We start from the raw sequence: 18,201 nt of genomic DNA, 5'->3' as shown, positions 1-18,201 counted from the left end.
ATCTTTATCTTTAAAAAGTTGTTTTAATTCCTACCGTATATACATTTGCCTGTGGATAGATGGCGAAACGACCACTTGTATTGTCAAGGATTACTCGTTCCGGATCACCTACAAAATCTGTAATGGTAAACAGGTTATCCCCAGAGAAATAAAGTCTGAGATTTTGTAATCCTATCTTTTTAATAAGTTCGTTTTGGAAAGTATAACCCACCACAAGGTTTTTTAACCTTAAATAAGAAGCATCCTGCAACCAAAAAGAAGAAGCCGCTGTAATAGGTGCATAAGTATCAACATACATTCCTGGTAACTTATTCGTTGGATTTTCTGGTGTCCATCTGTCACGCCAGAATGTAGGTGGTGGCGACCATTGTCTGAAAGCACCGTAGCCCCAATCCGTAGTGTACACTTTTCTACCTGCCACGCCCAAAAAGAATGCAGATAAGTCAAATCCTTTGTACCCGAGGTTCAAGTTAAATCCATAGTTAAAATCAGGATGTTGTCCTTTGATAACCACTCGATCAAAAGGATCAATCTTTCCATCAGGAACACCATTTGGACCACTATGATCAGCAAACCTTAAATCACCTGGTTTTGGACTATTCTGATGTTTTGGAGCAGCATCAATCTCTGCCTGATTTTGGAAAACACCAATCCAATCTAACATATACCAAGAGTTCCATGCCAAACCTTCACGTCTAATCTTATTTCCCTGAATTTCATCAGGACCGAATTTTGTGACCACATTTTTATAAGTGTAAAAATTGGCTCCCAGCTCATAAGTTACATTCCCTATTTTATTTTTATGTGACAATGTAAATTCGAAGCCCGTATTTTTCATGGCACCCGAATTAACCGTTGGTGCTCCCATTCCTATAAAATCAGGTAACTGTGCTACACGTAAAATATCTTTTGTCCTTTTATCGAAATAATCAAAAGTACCCGACAGCTTGCCTTTAAATAAATCAAAGTCAAGTCCAAATCCGGCTGCTGTGGTAGTTTCCCAGGTAATATTTGGGTCTGATAAATTTTGAGATACAATTCCTGTGGTTACGCCATCATAGATATATGTTCCATAGTCCAAGAGATTTTGATAAGGATAATTCGCTATATTCTGATTCCCTAACTGTCCCCATGAACCGCGGATTTTTAAATTACTTAGCCATTCCTTGTCTTTCATGAACGCTTCTTGAGAAACTCTCCATCCAGCCGAAAGAGCTGGAAATGTTCCCCAACGTTTACCTTTATGGAACCTTGAAGAACCATCATAACGTAGTGTTGCTTCGAAAAGATAACGGTTATCATAAGCATAATTCACACGTCCAAATCCTGACTGCAATGCCCATTCATAAGAATATCCGTTAGCAGTTTGCGCATCATTTCCACCTGCATTTAAATCAGATAAATCAGGTGAAGGAAAGTCTCTTCTAAATCCCGCCTGTTGTTGATAGGTATGATTTTCCATATTGTACCCTGCCACAGCACTAAAATGATGTACATTATTGAATGTCTCATCATATGTTAAGGTAGAATAGGCTGTATAATTCATAAACTCCTGCTGAGTTTTTCTAAGTGTGATAAAAGTACCCAGGTAATTCTGTTGTGGCTTATAAACACCTGCTGCATCCGGTTGGAATAAAAAAGTAGGTAATGGAATCCTACTAGCGGTTTGTCTGTCTGTATTGTATCTAACAGCACCTCTAATCTCAGCAACTAAGCCCTTAGCAATATTAAAATTTAGGTAACTGATCGCAGAAATACCATATTCTTTATTGAGGTCCTTACTTGTATTCATTACAGCATAAGCATTCTGATTGGTGGTTTCAAAATCATAGGCTTTACTAACTACCCTACCACTTCCATCTGGCAAATAAGGAGACCAAAGTGGGTGCTGTGCATAGATACTCAACACCAGATTCTCTGAATTATCTACAGGATCTCTCCTATCGCCTTGCATAAAGCTAAAATTGCTCCCAAATGTAACCACCTTACCCATTTGTGTTTTAAAATTCAGAGAAGCATTGTACTTTTTGTATCCTGTATTAAAAAGAATACCCTTTTGATCAAGATAGCCCAATCCGAAATTATAAGTTGTTTTGCCTTCTCCTCCATTGACACTTAAAAAATGCTGTTGCATGCTTGCATCTTTAAACATCAGATCTGCCCAGTTGGTATTTGGGAATTGTGCTGACCCATTTCCATTCTTGTAAGCATCAATCTGGACTTGAGAATACAGCTTTCCAGCATTTTGTCCGGTTCTGTTAATCCCCTCATTACTAAGTTCCATAAACTCGGCCGAATTCCAGATCAGATCGGGAACGCCCGCTGGTTTCTGAACGCCATAATTGTAAGCATATTCTATATTTAACCTGCCTTTAACACCCATTTTTGTGGTGACAAGAATTACTCCGTTAGCGCCCTGAACACCATAAATTGCTGCTGATGCGGCATCCTTTAATACGGAGATATTCTCTATCATATTGGGATTAACGTTACTTAAAGATCCCTCAACCCCATCTATTAAGACTAAAGGATTGTTACCACTTGCACCAAAAGTACCTACCCCGTGAATTTGGATGGAAGGACTTTCCAAACCTGGCTGCGCAGAATTTTGAATGATCTGCAATCCAGGAACTTTACCTTGCAATAAAAGTGAAGCGTTTGCTGCAGGTCTTTTAATTAATTCATCGGCAGCAACTGTGGCTACAGATCCTGTTAAATTAACCTTCTTTTGAGTTCCATACCCAACTACAACCACCTCAGATAAATTCGCATTTTCCTCAGCTAATTTCACGTTTATGATTGTTTTATCACCGATTGGAATTTCCTGACTTGAAAAACCGATATAGCTAAAAACCAATATACCATTGTTATCGGGTACATAAAGCGCATAATTACCATTTTTATCACTCACCACACCTGTTGAGGTCCCCTTCAGTTTTACACTTACTCCTGGCAACCCTATTCCATTTCCATCGGTTATTTTGCCCTTTATGTCGATTTTCCTAAGGTCCTCCATGTTATTACCTAAATCACTCGCTATCTTTTCTTTTACAATAACAGTGCTTTCTTTTAGCAAATAGGTAAATGGTTGGCCCTTAAAACAACGGTTAAGTACCTCTTCAATAGTTTCATTTTTTGCCGAAAGGTCAACTCGTTTTGCTTTTTTAATATCCTCTACATCGTAAAAGAAATCATACCCACTTTGTTTACGGATTTCTTTAAATACCTCTTCCAGGCTTACATTCCTTTGTGAAAAAGTAATGCGTTGCGCCTTGCCTGCCTGAGCAAACTGCAAAAAGGCGGTGATCATTAAAACTGCGGTAAGTTTCATTATCAACAGAAATTTATGTATTAAGCCGGGTGGCTTACATACAGATTGTTTGTAAAAGTTCATACATTTGGTTAGTTGGGGTGAACGAAAAATTAACTGTTTGCGGGTAATCCCAGCCATTTTTTACCGGGAGTGGTTCGAAGCACTTCCGGTTTTTTGGCACACTACCTTAATTAAGGCACTTGTTGTGTAATCTTTTTTTCATACTGTTTAATATTTGGTTTATAATTTTTGCTTGTTTATTTCTGCAGTCTAGATACCGTGACCAATTTGCCTTTGATGTTAAAATCCACTTTACCTGTTGACTCCATAATATTTAGTACTGCTGAAATATTCTTTGAACGGGATATGTATCCGCCGAATTTTAGATTGTCGAAATCACCTTTATATACCACCTCAACATCATACCACCTGGCTACCTTCTTCATGATGCTTTTTAAATCATCACCTTTAAAGATAAAATCGCCGTTTTTCCAGGCAACAATGGACTCAGTATCTACAGCCTTAACTTTTAAATCACCTTCATTTAACTGGCTTTGTTCTCCTGGTTTCAATAACTTAGCGTGGTAATTTTTATTGGTACCCACTGGAATTACACGTACCGATCCCTCCAACAAAGTTGTTTTGATATCATTTTCATCTTTATAGCTGTTGATATTAAAATGGGTACCCAGCACTTCCACCTCCTGCCCTAAGGTTTTTACTACAAAAGGAATATGCACTTTCGCTACTTCAAAGTACCCTTCTCCAGTTAGTTCTACTTTTCTAATACTTCCAGCAAATTTTGTTGGATATCGAAGGGATGAGGCTGCATTTAGCCATACTTTGGTACCATCGGGTAAATTTATCTGATATTGTCCTCCTTTGGGAGTCTCAATTATATTAAATGCTATTTTCTCTTGACCAGCATTTTTTTCTTGGTCAACAACTGTATAAACGATTTTTCCATCAGCAGTTTTATTGATAGATAATCCTTCCTGTTTAACAATTTCACCACTATTGGCATCAGTCAAAGAAATTTTACGGCCATCGGCTAATGTTAAAAAAGCTTTATTACTTCCCGGAACAATCGTATTATTTTTGGACTGATGAGCAGCCAATTGCTGTTTTGGTGTAACAGGGCTTGAATAAAAATAGCCAGCGAGACCAATTATAAATACAGCTGCTGCAGCCGCCCAATACTTTAGACGAGATGTTTTTACCACCGGTTTATTTGCTGTTAAAGAGGACCAAACGATGCGCTTTGTACGCTCTGCAGATCCGGTATCCAAGTCTTCAACTTCGGCCGAACTCAACTTTAGATACCAGCTTTCAACAGCAGCCCTTTCTTCCTCCGTACATAAACCAGCATTGTATTTATCTAATAATTTCTCTGGATCGTCCGTCATAACTATACCTTTTTAGGTTTTTTTAGTCATAAGACAAGAAGCTATAAGGCTTGGGGGTACGTGCGTAAAAAAAATATTAAATAAATGGCAACATCAATCCGATGATAAAGCCAAACTTAGGTTTCAATATTTTAAGCGCCCTTTTAACCTGCGTTTTAACTGTCAATTCGGACAAATTTAATCTGGACGCGATTTCCTTGTGAGACAAACATTCTGTACGACTTAATTTAAATATTTCACTCATTTTTTGAGGTAAAGCCGAAATCTCCTTTTCAATAATGCGCTTTAACTCTCTTTCCCTCACGTAGAAATCAGTGTGATATTCCTCTTGTCCAATAAATTCTCCAAGAGAGTCTAAATATCTATTCTTTACTTTTTTGTGGGCAATCTGGTTTAGCACCATATTCCGCGTGGATGCGTATAAGTAAGCAGAAACACTTCCATTAATGACCAATGAGCTGCGTTTTAGCCATATCATTTCGAACAATTCCTGAACCAGATCCTTAGCCTCATCCTCATCCAAAAGGATTTTTAAGGCATGCAGGTATAAGAGTGAATAAAAACGATCAAAAACTTGTGTATAGGCCGTATGATTCCCCTCCTTTATCAGAACAAACAATTCTTCATCTGTATGTGAGTGATATCCTGACATATAATGGTAAAAATTATCTATTACCGACGGATGATATGCCAAAAATTGACATAAACAGGCCCAGATAATAATGCATTTGGTTAGTGTATTGTCAAATGTAATACAATTAATACATCTCAGATTAGCATTTTATTCAGCTTTATTGGCAATAAATGCACAACAAAAAATGGCAACAGTCATTATAACCATTGCCATTTCTACTTTATTTTTGATTTGTTAGAAATCTGGATTCTGAGTCAGGTTACCATTTGTAGTCCTTTCTGTTTCAGGGATTGGCATCAATAAATACTTATCCTCCAGCACAATATTGTGCACTTTCAGCTGCTGATCCTTCATTCTTCCAAGCCTTAGCAAATCATACCTTCTTTGCCCCTCAGCTGCAAACTCCCAACCTCTTTCATTTACCAACGCGGTGATAAAATCCTCCTTACCTGGAGTATTTACAAAACTTAAAGGTAAAAGCCCTGCTCTGGCTCTAACGGCATTGATACCATTAAATTTATTAACATCGCCAGTATTGATCTGATTCATTGCTTCAGACTGCATTAGCAGCACATCTGCATAGCGCAAAATCACCCAATTATTCCGGGCGCTATTTCCTTGTCTCGAAGGATCAGTAAATTTAAGGTAGTAGAAATTAGTGGTTGCTGGTACCACGCCAATGGTTGCAGCCTTCCTTGTATCTGTTGCCGCATAAGATAAGGCAAAGGAATTTTCTACGTAAAAAGCTTCATTGCCGTCAAAAGGCGCAACAGCTTTTGGTAAGTGCATACGAGGTGTGATATTACCCGTATTTGGTGGTAAACCAAACTGTACAGCAAAAATCTCTTCTTTGTTCGCAGCTTTCTTATTCGGATCAAAAACATCCGCAAAAGGCAACAAAGTGTATACAGCTGGACTTACCGCTATTACCTTATTACACTCCATAAGGGCATTTTGGTAATCCGTAGGTTCGGCAGCCGTACTTGATGCCCTGGTTAAATAAACCTTGGCAAGTAAAGCACTTGCCGCGCCACTCGAAACCCTACCCTTACTTGCTGCAGGAATCTTATCTTCCTTAGTGCAATTGACCTCAGCAAATATTAAATCCTCAATAACCTGGGCATATACCGCTTTAATTGGCGTACGTGCAGGCTTCAAATCGTCTGTTGCCGCAGTCGGTTTAGTAATTAAAGGTACATCACCAAAACTTCTTATTAAATCAAAATAAGCAAGCGCACGCAAAAATTTAGCATTACCAACAATATTGTCTCTTGAAGGGGCTGGAATTGATCCACCCTCAACATTTTTGATCACATCGTTGGCCCGATTGATCAATACATAAGAATTTGTCCACCAATTGCTAATCTCCCCATTGGTAGAGGTGTAGGTCTGACTATACAATTCAGGTCGGTTGGTTTGTGGCGCACCAACTTTCATCTGGTCGCCGGTTAAATCATTTACAATCCAGATGGTACGACCGTAATACTGTTGCAATTGCATAATGCTCACTACTCCATTCAAAGCAGCAAGTGCATCACCTTCAGTTTTATAAAATTTATCTTCTGAGATAAAATCATACGGATCTTCTTCCAGAAACTTTTTACAGGATGAAGTGCTGATGACCATCAGCATAGCTAATATTATATATATCTTCTTCATTGTCTTGTTCTTAATAAATAATCAATTAAAACCCAACTCTTACACCGGCAGTATACATTTTGGTTGTCGGGTAAGCGTTATAATCTGTATTTAAACTCAAAACATTTGTGTTTGCAAATGAGTTCACCTCAGGGTCATAACCACTATACTTGGTAAAAGTTAAAAGATTGGTTCCGGTCACATAAACACTAGCCGATTTAATGGTTTTGCTCAATCCTTTACCTAGCGGCAGGTTATAAGATAAGGATACCGTTTTCAAACGCAGGAAACTTCCATTTTCTACCACATCACTCGTAATACCAGTTCTTCTACGTAAAGTACTATTAGCCTTCGGAATGGTATTGCTAGTATTTGGTCCTGTCCATCTGTCATTTACAGTAGCCAGTTTATTGGTGGTAAAGTCGCCTGATTCCAGCTCATATCTGTTTAAATTCAGTACATCATCTCCTTGTACCCCTTGGATAAATACATTCAGGTTTAAACGACCATAGGTAAAGTTATTGGTCACACCGTAAATAAATTTAGGTTGTGCATGCCCTACAATTTCCCGGTCTTTCGCATCAATTACCTTATCACCGTTCAAATCAGCATATCTTGGATCGCCCGGCAATACACCTTTGATTCCACTGGCAGTGATCTCCTCTGGCGTTTGCCAGATACCTACGAAACGGTAACCATAAAATGAACCAATAGATTCACCTACCCTTAAAATATTGGTCCCGCCTGTTCCTGATGGAAAAAGACTTGTACTGGCGTCACCCACGAAACGTTCTTTCTCACCAGCAAGATCTGTAACCTTGTTACGGTTCAAGGAGAAATTTAGGTTAGTTGTCCATTGAAAAGATTTTCCGTTAATATTCTCACTGTTGATGGCTAATTCAAAGCCTTTATTATCTACGCCGCCAGCATTCAATAAAATACTCGCATAACCTGTAGTACGTGGCACAGAAACATTCAACAACAAATCTTTGGTATGCTTGCTGTAATAGTCAGCAGTCATAGTAATTCTATTTTTAAAAAAAGCCAGGTCTAAACCAATGTCGAATGATGAGGTTGATTCCCATGAAAGATCAGGATTAGGGATATTGGCTGGTGATACGCCAACCACACGAGTGCTCCCTCCTAAAGTTGCACTATTTGTTGGATAGCGTTTTATGGATTGATATGGGTCAATTTCCTGATTACCTGACACCCCCAAACTACCGCGTAATTTTAAATCGCTAATAAAAGGAAGCGATTTCATGAAATCTTCTTCAATAATCCGCCACGCAATTGCTCCTGAAGGAAAATATCCCCATTTGTTGTTTGCACCGAATTTAGAAGAACCATCTGCCCGCATGGTAAATGTAAAGAGATACTTATCCATCAAGCGGTAATTTGCACGGCCAAAGAAAGAGGCTAATGTATTTTTGTTGTGGGTAGAACCCGGTGTCAACACGTTTGCTCCTATACCGATGTTATCATATCCCAGCACATTGGTAAAAAAATTTGTACTGGCAGAGAAAAAATCGTTGGTATCAAATTGTTGCATACTAAAACCACCAATAACATTAATGGCATTATTTTCATTGAGCTGCTTATCATAAGTTAACGTATTCTCATTTACCCAACTTACAGCGTTTGCATATTCTTTTCTTGCCGAGCCCACGGTGTTACTACCCAAAAATATATCAGATGGGATATAAAGATTTCTGGTTTGGAAATCAAAATCTGTGCCTGCAGTTGTTTTAAACTTTAGCCCTTTGATAAGTTCATATTCTCCATAAAAATTAATCAAGCCACGCAAGTCTTTATATTGATTTGTTGTTTTGTTGGCGTAAGCTATTGGATTACCCAATGCAAAGGTGTAGCCCGTTGGCCCGTTTTGATAGGTATAATCGCCATTCGTCATCACAGGAATAGCAGGGTTGATTCTTAAGGCATCTAATAAAACTCCACCAGCAGAACCACCCCCGGTGTTCACAAGCGCACGGTTGTCAATTCCTCCAGTCAGTTGAGAACTAAAACCAAAATTCAGCTTTTCACCCACTTTTTTATCCAAATTAAACCGCACAGATGCTCTTTTATAACCCGAATTGATGATAATTCCCTCCTGGTCAAAATAGTTCATGCTCAGGTTGTATTTGGTTTCCGGAGTTCCACCTATAAAATTTAACTGATAATTACTAATTGGAGCCGTTTGAAATAGTTCATTTTGCCAATCTGTACCCTCGCCAAATGCAGCAATCTGTGCGTCCGTATAGGGTAAGGCTTTTGCCAGAGTCGGAGTTTCTACATTAGTAAGCTTCTGTGCATCATTCAGATAATTAGCATACTCGGTTGCATTCATCATTTTGTAAGGTTTCCTTACTTTTTGCAATCCGTAATACGCCTCGAAATTAATGGCCGCCTGACCCGCCGTTCCTTTTTTAGTCGTTATGATCACAACTCCATTAGCGCCTCTACTTCCATAAATTGCAATTGATGAGGCGTCTTTTAAGATATCTATTGACTGTATATCGTTTGGATTTATGGTATTTAAATTACCTGCTCCTGGAAATCCATCAACCACAAATAATGGTTCATTGTTCGTATTGATGGAATTGGTACCGCGAATCCTTAAACTAGAGGTTCCGCCCGGTTGTGATTGAGTTTGGGTAACCTGTACTCCACTTGCTCTACCCTGAATCATCTGATCTGCACGTGCGATTGGCAAATTCTCTACACTCTTAGCTGAAATAGAAGACACAGCTCCCGTTAAATCCTTTTTCTTCTGTGTACCATAACCCACCACTACAATTTCCGAAAGTGCGCTATTTTCTTCTTTTAATACCACACTAATCCAGGTCCTGTTATCTACTTTAATCTCTTGTGGCGCAAAGCCAACATAGCTAAAAACTAATGTACCATTTCCATCTGGCAAGGTTAAAGCATAACTACCATTCCAGTCGGTCATAGTAGCGATATTACTTCCTTTAAGCTTTATGCTTACACCAGGCATAGGGCCACCTTTTTCATCGGTAACCTTCCCTTTCAGCTCAACTTTTTGAATAAAACTATTCCATAATACTTCAGTTGGCTTACTTTCTTTGACAACCACCGTTCGGTCCTTAAACATAAAAGTGAAAGGCTGATCTTCAAAGCAAAGCTTCAAAACATCTTCCAGCGTCTGATTCTGAACTGAGATATCAATTCTTTTTGCTTTTTTAATGTCTTCCTGATTGTAAAAGAAATCGTATCCACTTTGCTTACGGATCTCTTTAAATAGCTGTTGCAGTGTCGCATTCTTTTTGGAAATAGTGATGCGCTGCGCGTTACTGGCCTGAGCAAATTGTAAAAAGGCGGTGACCAGTAGAATTGTAGTAAACTTCATGATTACCAGAAATTTATGCACAAAGCCCCTCGGCTTACATACAGATTGTTTGTAAAAGTTCATACATTTGGTTAGTTGGGGTTAAACGAAAAATTAACTGTTGGAGGTTATCCCAGCCATTTTTACCGGAAGTGGTTCCACGCACTTCCGGTTTTTTATTATACTTTCACATGTAGATGCGAAAATCTTTGGCTATAATACCTCAAATAAGATGCTTACTCTGTGGTCTTTTTTCTCTTCATACGCTTTACATTTAATTATATTTGGTTTTGTACTATTTGCTCTTTTATCTCTCGTTGTGCAATACTGTAACACGCTTGCCTTCAATTGCAAAATGAATCCTGCCAGTTGACTCCATAATTCCCAATACTGAGGAAATATTTTTAGAACGGGACATCAAACCGCCAAACTTCAAATTATCGAATTCACCCTTATAAATCACCTCTACATCATACCACCGGGCTATTTTTCGCATGATGCTCTTCAAATCATCGCCATCAAAAATAAAGTCACCTTCTTTCCAGGCCATCACACTTTCTACATCAACCGCTTTTACGTTAATGTTTTTCTCATTTAGCTGGCTTTGCTGACCAGGAGTTAACAATTTTGAATCGCTGACTTTAGACGGATTATTCCTGTTTCCTTTTAAAGAGACACGTACAGCCCCTTCCAATAAAGTTGTTTTAATATCGGCCTCATCTTTATAGCCATTGATGTTAAAATGTGTGCCCAATACCTCTACGTCCTGATAGGCCGTTTTAACAATAAAAGGAACTCTTGTACCTTTCTTAGCCTCAGACCAGCCGCCTTGAGCTGTTATTTTCGCAACTTCAAAATATCCCTCGCCGTTCAATTCCACGGTTCTTGTACTTCCTGTAAACTTTGTTGGATAACGCAAAGATGAGGCTGCATTTAGCCATACTTTAGTACCATCTGGCAAATTAATCTGATATTCCCCCCCCTTAGGAGTTTCAATTGTATTAAATAATGGAGCCCCATTTTTACCTTCTTTGTCAGCGCCTGCAACCGTATAAACCAATTGTCCATCAGCAGTTTTCTTGATCACCAATCCCTCTTGTTTGGCAAGCTCCCCATTCGCTGCATCTGTTAATGATATTTTCCTACCATCAGCCAATGTCAAAAAAGCTTTATTACCGCCGGGAAGTACGTCGTTCTTTTTCACTGCCTGATTCGCAACTTGCTGTACCTTTGATTTATTCATAAAAAATAATCCAGTGGCGCCAATTATAGAAATAACAGCAGCCCAGGCAGCAACTCTACGCAAGTAAATTGTTTTTGCGTTTGGTCTTTTTGTTATACCACCCTCAGTGGCAGACAAGGCTGCCCAGACATTATCCTTAGTATTTTCAATAACGGTATGCGTGGGTGCTTCCTCCTCGGACTTTAGCTCCAGGTACCAGCTTTCTACAATTGCTTTTTCTTGATCTGAACAATTGCCGGCCTTGTACTTCTCCAACATTTTTTTTGGGTCTTTACGCATACAGTATATTTGGTATTTTAACTTTATGCTATTATAACAGGAAAGCTGGGGGGTATAGGGTACTCCTTTTGAAAAAAAATAAAAAAACTTTTGCTGGTTTACAAAACAGACACAACATTTAACTTAAACAACATACTCAACTGATCAAATTTAGCTTCGGCAAGGCTCCTTAAATGGCTCGTTCAGGGCTCATAACTAACAGGTACTTTCTAGGTACCTTCTAGGTGTCTACACCAATGAGGTACCTGGTATGTACCTATCATGTACTTATGATATAAATACCTGTCTTAGGCCGAGGCACAACGTTAATTGATAGTCAACACACTTTAATACCCTCGAATGCGCGAAATTAATTGAAGTACAGTAATAAATAGGCAATGATTCCTAATTTTGGCTTGAGTATGCGTAAAGCTTTTTTAACGTGGGTACGTACGGTATGTTCAGATATCTGCAATTTTTCAGCGATCTCTTTATGAGAAAAGTAATCCCTTCTACTCAATTCAAAAATCTCTCTCATTTTTGGGGGTAGCGCAGAAATCTCCTCTTCAATCATCTTCCTCATTTCGTGTTCTCTTACCCTGTAATCTGCAAAGTAAGTATCGCGATCTATAAATCCACGTAAAGAATTGATATACTTATGTTCTACTTCATGATGTGAAATTCGATTAATGATTCGATTTCTTATTGATGCATACAGATAAGCTGATAAGCTTTGTTCAAATGAAAGGCCTTCCCGACGTGTCCAAAGCACTTCAAACAGTTCCTGAACCACATCTTTTGCTTCGTCTTCGTTACGGAGTAACTTGCAGGCATGAACGAATAATAAGCCATAAAAACGATCAAAAATCACAGTATAAGCTTCCCGATCTCCCGCCTTTAAAAGATCGGCTAATTCTTCATCGCTCAACTGGTTGTATAACATAGTTCAAGTTACAAAAAAATTAAGCATTTTAATTGATAACCGACCACTGCAATTCAGCCGACACCTGTAGTCCTCTTTTATCAATTACCGATAAATACCATATCGTAATTCCATCAGGAAGTGTCTGTAACCACACCTTATTGTCCGTTATTTTTACCGGCATACGCTCCCATTTTCTGTCTTTTAACACTGCAGTGGTATCCTTCGTGTAATTAAGATAAGCTTGAACAATAGGTATCTCCGCTTTAAATTTTGAGCTGATTGCTCCTTTTTTTACTTTAATGGCATCAAGTTTTGCTAAAGGAGCTGTTCCATTCAGATAACTATTTATAAAATAATAAATCTCTTCATTGCCCCAACCATAGCTGTGGTTATGTTTCAGGCCAATTTTGATAGAAAGGGTTTTATCTTTCAGCTCCTTATAAGTCTTGGCATAGCTATCCAGAAAAAAATTCCCATCATTTGTGCCATTTATAAACAAAACAGGCATTTTTGCTTTTCCAATATACTGAGAAGGGTCGTATTGTTTAATCCATGTTGCTCTATCTGATGGACTCAATTTATCTAAATCTTTACGCATTGCACTGCTTTGAAATAAATAGCCACAACCGTAAACTGGGACAACGGCTTTAAAGCGGTTATCAATACCAGCCAATGCACAACTAATGATCCCACCCCAACTAATGCCTGTAAGCGCCGTTCTATTGCTATCTACTTCCTTAAAACTTCTGATCAGGTTATGCGCCAATATCGCATCTCCTACCGCCTGGTACATCCATTGTTCATTCAAATCGGGTGTAATGGTAAAGTAAGGGGTTAATGATCCCGGCTCATCAAAGCCTCCAGCTATATGTTGTTTCTTAGCGTCGTTACCCCGTAAATCCATGGCTATAGCTGCATATCCCTTTTTAGCCCATAAAATTGCCCAAGCTTTAAATGCAGTGCCGCCACCACCATGAACCAATACTACTGCCGGTAGGTTTTTATCTTTTGATCTATCGCCAGTTAATGTACCCGGACTGGAATAATAAGCAAACACATTTTTAGGTTGACCTTTATAAGTCAAGCCCTGGTAGACTATGCCAATCGCCGAATCCGTACTTAGCGTTTTATAGTCTGGCACCTTATAAATTTCGTTTGTATCCCAAATTGTTCCTTTTATTTGGGCGTTGATACGTGGTAGCCCAAAAAACAGGAAGATAAATATGAATATTGGTGTGTTATATCTGGTTAGCATATCTATCAAATATAATAGATTACACAGCCTTCTGCTTGCTAAACAATTGGCATTTCATTAAGCTTTTTTAACATCCTATCGGCAGGCTATACCTGGGCCTCTTCAGCATAATCGCTTGGCGTGCGCCCAAATTGTTTCGTAAATTCTTTACTGAAATATTTACTATCACTAAAACCCACCATATAAGCCACTTCATAAACAGTATAGGTCTGTTGTTTCAATAATTGCGCAGCTCTTTTTAAACGTACTGATTTAATGAAATTATTAACCGTTAAACCCGTCAGTGCCTTTATCTTTTTATACAGAATTGGAGTACTCATACCTACATCAGCAGCCAGCACATTTACATTGAACTCGTCAATACTAAAGTTATGCTCGATGATGGACATGATTTTGTTTAAAAACTCTTCGTCAGTAGATTCAATAAGTACATTGGAAGGCTGCAGCGTAATCTGCTGACTAAACTTTCTGCGCATATTATTTTGCAGGGTCAACAGGTTATTGATGTTAAGCTGCAACACATCAATGCTAAAAGGTTTGGTGATATAAGCCTCTGCACCAGTCTTTAAACCACTCACCTCATGTATGTTGCCAGATCGCGCAGTTAACAAAATAATAGGAATATGGCTGGTACGTGGATCCGTTTTAAGTACACGGCACAGTTCAAGTCCATCCATAACAGGCATCATCACGTCACTCACTATAATATCGGGTATTTTTTCAAATGCAATCTGAGTACCCTGTTGACCATCCTCGGCTTCAATGATATGATAAGCGTGTTTTAACGACTGTTTAATAAAATCGCGTATCTCGCGGTTGTCTTCAACAATCAATATCGTAATCCTATCTTCGGCAGGCTGCTCTTTCTCTAAGTCCTGATCCGCTATTTCCTCAAACTCCTCTGGTAACTGATACAGCACAGGACTCTCCACATTTACAAACTGCGGACTGAGCTCGCTCTTTTTAAAATGACTACTTCCAGTACGTAGTTTTAAGCTAAAGCAGGTTTGAACATCTGTTTCAGCAAGCGCTGCACTTGGCAAAAGGATCAGATCACCATGATGTAACCGGGCTATTTTTTTAGATAAAGCAAGCCCAATTCCGGTCCCACTGTTTCTTGAAAGTGGATCTTTTACCTGGTAAAAATTGGTAAACAATTTTTCTCTACTTTCTTCAGGAATCCCTTTACCATTGTCACAAACTTTTATTTCTACAAAACCATTTTCTAACCGATTTACCGATAAATTGATAATACCATATTCAGGGGTAAACTTAAATGCATTTGATAATAAATTAAAAAACACCTTTTCCAGTTGTTCCGAATCAAAATAGACTTCTATCTCATCATCGTTACTTTTAAACTGATAATCAATATGATGTTTTATCGCCAGATACTGGAAGGACAAATAGATCTCTTTAGCAAATTCTACTATATTTTCCGGAGAAACATTCAAAGTCAATTTACCGGCCTCTTGCTTTCTGAAATCCATCAACTCATTTACCAAACGAGTTAACCTTCCGGCATTCTTTCTTACGGTAAGCAATCGACGATTGATCCCAGGATACTCTTTTGTATCATTAATTAAATTCTCCAGGGGACCGATAATCAACGTCAAAGGCGTTCTAATCTCATGAGAAACATTGGTAAAGAAGTCCATTTTCATTTGATAAACCTCATGCTCCTTCCTCAATAAAGCCCTAATCCATAGAAACCTAAATACAAGAAATAAGACCGCAGAAAATAAAATGATATAAATGAGATAGGCCCACCAGGTTTTCCAAAATGGCGGTTTAATGTGGATGATCATTTCTTCTGACTGATTGCTCCAAACCCCATCATTATTTGATCCTTTGATCAATAATTTATACGTGCCTGATGGAAGATTGTAGAATGTGGCAGTTGGGGTAGTCACATAATTCCATTCTTTATCCAGGCCCTCAAGTTTATAGGCGTATTTATTTTTCTCCGATTTGATATAGTTAAGGACTGCAAACTCTACGCTAAAAATATTCTGCGCATGTGAAAAAGTAATTTCCTTAGTTAAACTGATGTTGCGGCTCAACAAGTTGCTTTCATCATCTATAGTAACCGTTTTATTAAAGAGCCTCAGCCGGGTAAAAATAACTTTTGGGATTTTTTTATTCTCTTTGATCTCATTAGGATAGAAACTAACTAAACCATTGTATCCACCAAAGTAAAGCTGTCCCTGGGTATCTTTATAGAATGAATTGTAATTGAATACATTACCTGGCAATCCATCCTCAACGGTATAAGTTTTGAAAGCTTTTCGGTCAAATTTAGCCAATCCATTGTCTGTACTGATCCACAAGTTTCCAGCCTCATCTTCCAAAATCCCCAGGATAACATTGCTGGGTAATCCATTTTTCATGGTGTAAAAACGAACTTTACGAGTTGCCGGCTGATAACGAATTAATCCTGCATCATAACTCCCCAACCAAATTATCCCTCTTGAATCCTCCTGAATCAGGTTGATATCATCAAATTTTGTACTATTGTCGGCGACCTTAAATCTTTTTATTTTATTGGTTACCGGATCAAGAATATAGGTTCCGGAATTGGTGGCGATCCAAATGTTTTTCTTAGAATCCTCAAAAAAATACCTCAAAAACTTTAAATCGTGGTGATTTCCAGGATTGTTGTAGGGTGCAAAATTATTTTCCTTTTCGTTATATATAAAAATACCTTGTGCTCGTGTACCTATCCAAAGCCTGTTTTTACTATCGTGGAGCAAACAGACAATACGATTGGAATTTAAAGCTTTGGGGTCAGTGTAATTTGGCTTGTAATGCCTAAAGCTTCTTGTAGCTGGCAAATAAACATCTAGCCCACCTTCATAGGTGCCAATCCAAACTTCTCCATTTTTATCAATTGAAATGGCTTTAACCAAATTTGAACTAAGTGAATTTTTGTTTTCTGAATCGTGTTTAAAACTGATAAACTTACCTGTTGTTCGATCAAAATAATTTAGGCCCTCGGCCTCTGTTCCCACCCATAAATTGTGGTATTTATCCTCAACTATCGAGCTGACTACATTGCTGCTGATCCCATTTTTGCCTAAACTGGTTTTATATTCTCTAAATGGTGTGGCGTTGGGGTGATAAAAGTTTACGCCGCCAAAATAAGTACCTACCCACATCGAGCCGGTGACATCCTTTACAATGTCATAGATAGAATTATGATTTAAACTTGTAGGATCTTCTGGATTATGATTTAATATCGTGAACTTAAAAGTATTCAGATCCAGAATGTTTATGCCATGAAGAGTTGAAATCCAAAGCCGGCCATCTCGATCCGTCTTAATTTTTCGGATCACATTGCTGCTGATGCTATTGGGGTCTCCCTTTTTTGTTACGAAATGCCTGAAAGTTCCTTTTTCCCGATCCAGTAAATCCAGTCCATTATTATGTGTTCCCACCCAGAGATTATGCTTTGGGTCTTCAAAAACCACACTTATATCGTTATCAATAAGACTCTCGGGATCACCGGACTTATGGAAATAAGATTGATAATGATATTTCCCATTTTTGAATTCCATCCTTGTTAGCCCTTGAATGGTGCCTATCCACATTACACCTTGATGATCCTGATGAACAGATTTAATCAGCTGATTTGCCAGGCCGGGTATATGCTCATTACCAGGCATAAAACGGGCAAAACTATTGCCGCCAATTAACTTATTTAATCCGCTATCTGTTCCTACCCAAATATGCCCTTTATTGTCTTCAAAAATACTCCTTACAATATTATTGCTAAGGCTATTTTTCCGTTTGGGATCATATTGATAGCGCTGAAAAGAATTAGTTTCGGGTAAATATTTATTCAGACCCTTTTGTGTACCAACCCAAAGATTGCCTTTAGTATCGGTTAACAAAGCATTGATATTCTGACCGCTACTTAATGAAGAGCTGTTTCCTCTTTCGCGTTTATAGACCTCAAAATTTCTGGTATTGTACTTATTTAACCCGTCTTTTGTTCCAAACCACATGAAGCCCATGCTGTCTTGCGCTATAGACAGTACGCTACTTTGGGAAAGTCCATCTTCAACAGTCAGGTGCTTAAAACTTATCTTGTCTTTTTGGGCAAAAACCGACCCATACCCGTACAGGAGTATGAATAGCAGCGACAGTTTAACCCAAAAAAAAGATGGCGACATTT

9 protein-coding genes are annotated in these 18,201 nt (G+C 38.4%); all 9 read right to left on the bottom strand.

All coding sequences use genetic code 11. The features are described from left to right. Positions 1–10: 10 nt before the first annotated feature. A complete protein-coding gene (locus BLS35_RS01615; RefSeq protein ID WP_090777348.1) occupies positions 11–3,331 on the bottom strand; it encodes a TonB-dependent receptor in 3,321 nt (1,106 codons plus the stop codon). A gap of 239 nt (positions 3,332–3,570) precedes the next feature. Next, positions 3,571–4,719, bottom strand: a complete 1,149-nt coding sequence (locus tag BLS35_RS01610; RefSeq protein WP_090777091.1) for a FecR family protein — start codon at positions 4,717–4,719, stop codon at positions 3,571–3,573. A gap of 76 nt (positions 4,720–4,795) precedes the next feature. Next, positions 4,796–5,371, bottom strand: coding sequence for an RNA polymerase sigma factor (locus BLS35_RS01605; RefSeq protein ID WP_090777089.1), 576 nt, complete (start codon positions 5,369–5,371; stop codon positions 4,796–4,798). Positions 5,372–5,587: 216 nt separating this feature from the next. Next, positions 5,588–7,012 (bottom strand): RagB/SusD family nutrient uptake outer membrane protein, encoded by a 1,425-nt coding sequence (locus BLS35_RS01600; protein ID WP_090777087.1) that lies wholly within the window; start codon positions 7,010–7,012, stop codon positions 5,588–5,590. A gap of 25 nt (positions 7,013–7,037) precedes the next feature. After that, positions 7,038–10,427 carry a TonB-dependent receptor gene (locus BLS35_RS01595; RefSeq protein WP_090777085.1) on the bottom strand — a complete coding sequence of 1,130 codons (3,390 nt, stop codon included), beginning with the start codon at positions 10,425–10,427 and terminating at the stop codon, positions 7,038–7,040. Positions 10,428–10,650: 223 nt separating this feature from the next. Then, the gene (locus BLS35_RS01590; RefSeq protein ID WP_090777083.1) at positions 10,651–11,865 is read right to left on the bottom strand and encodes a FecR family protein; all 1,215 of its coding nucleotides are present in this window, start codon (positions 11,863–11,865) and stop codon (positions 10,651–10,653) included. A gap of 349 nt (positions 11,866–12,214) precedes the next feature. Further along, complete coding sequence (locus BLS35_RS01585; protein ID WP_090777081.1) at positions 12,215–12,787, bottom strand: RNA polymerase sigma factor; 573 nt, start codon at positions 12,785–12,787, stop codon at positions 12,215–12,217. 28 nt (positions 12,788–12,815) lie between these two features. Continuing rightward, entirely contained in the window at positions 12,816–14,024 is a 1,209-nt protein-coding gene (locus BLS35_RS01580; RefSeq protein ID WP_090777079.1) for an alpha/beta hydrolase family protein, read from the bottom strand. 86 nt (positions 14,025–14,110) lie between these two features. Continuing rightward, entirely contained in the window at positions 14,111–18,199 is a 4,089-nt protein-coding gene (locus tag BLS35_RS01575; protein WP_090777077.1) for a hybrid sensor histidine kinase/response regulator transcription factor, read from the bottom strand. Positions 18,200–18,201 lie beyond the last annotated feature (2 nt).

Origin of the sequence: Pedobacter sp. ok626, from assembly GCF_900100435.1 — a bacterium.
GTDB lineage: Bacteria > Bacteroidota > Bacteroidia > Sphingobacteriales > Sphingobacteriaceae > Pedobacter.
This window is presented reverse-complemented; position numbering and strand designations above follow the sequence as displayed.

What these genes read in the sequence shown, in the direction of transcription:
- BLS35_RS01615 (WP_090777348.1), bottom strand. Translation starts at nt 3,331, where the DNA reads ATGAAACTTACCGCAGTTTTAATGATCACCGCCTTTTTGCAGTTTGCT.
- BLS35_RS01610 (WP_090777091.1), bottom strand. Translation starts at nt 4,719, where the DNA reads ATGACGGACGATCCAGAGAAATTATTAGATAAATACAATGCTGGTTTA.
- BLS35_RS01605 (WP_090777089.1), bottom strand. Translation starts at nt 5,371, where the DNA reads ATGTCAGGATATCACTCACATACAGATGAAGAATTGTTTGTTCTGATA.
- BLS35_RS01600 (WP_090777087.1), bottom strand. Translation starts at nt 7,012, where the DNA reads ATGAAGAAGATATATATAATATTAGCTATGCTGATGGTCATCAGCACT.
- BLS35_RS01595 (WP_090777085.1), bottom strand. Translation starts at nt 10,427, where the DNA reads ATGAACTTTTACAAACAATCTGTATGTAAGCCGAGGGGCTTTGTGCAT.
- BLS35_RS01590 (WP_090777083.1), bottom strand. Translation starts at nt 11,865, where the DNA reads ATGCGTAAAGACCCAAAAAAAATGTTGGAGAAGTACAAGGCCGGCAAT.
- BLS35_RS01585 (WP_090777081.1), bottom strand. Translation starts at nt 12,787, where the DNA reads ATGTTATACAACCAGTTGAGCGATGAAGAATTAGCCGATCTTTTAAAG.
- BLS35_RS01580 (WP_090777079.1), bottom strand. Translation starts at nt 14,024, where the DNA reads ATGCTAACCAGATATAACACACCAATATTCATATTTATCTTCCTGTTT.
- BLS35_RS01575 (WP_090777077.1), bottom strand. Translation starts at nt 18,199, where the DNA reads ATGTCGCCATCTTTTTTTTGGGTTAAACTGTCGCTGCTATTCATACTC.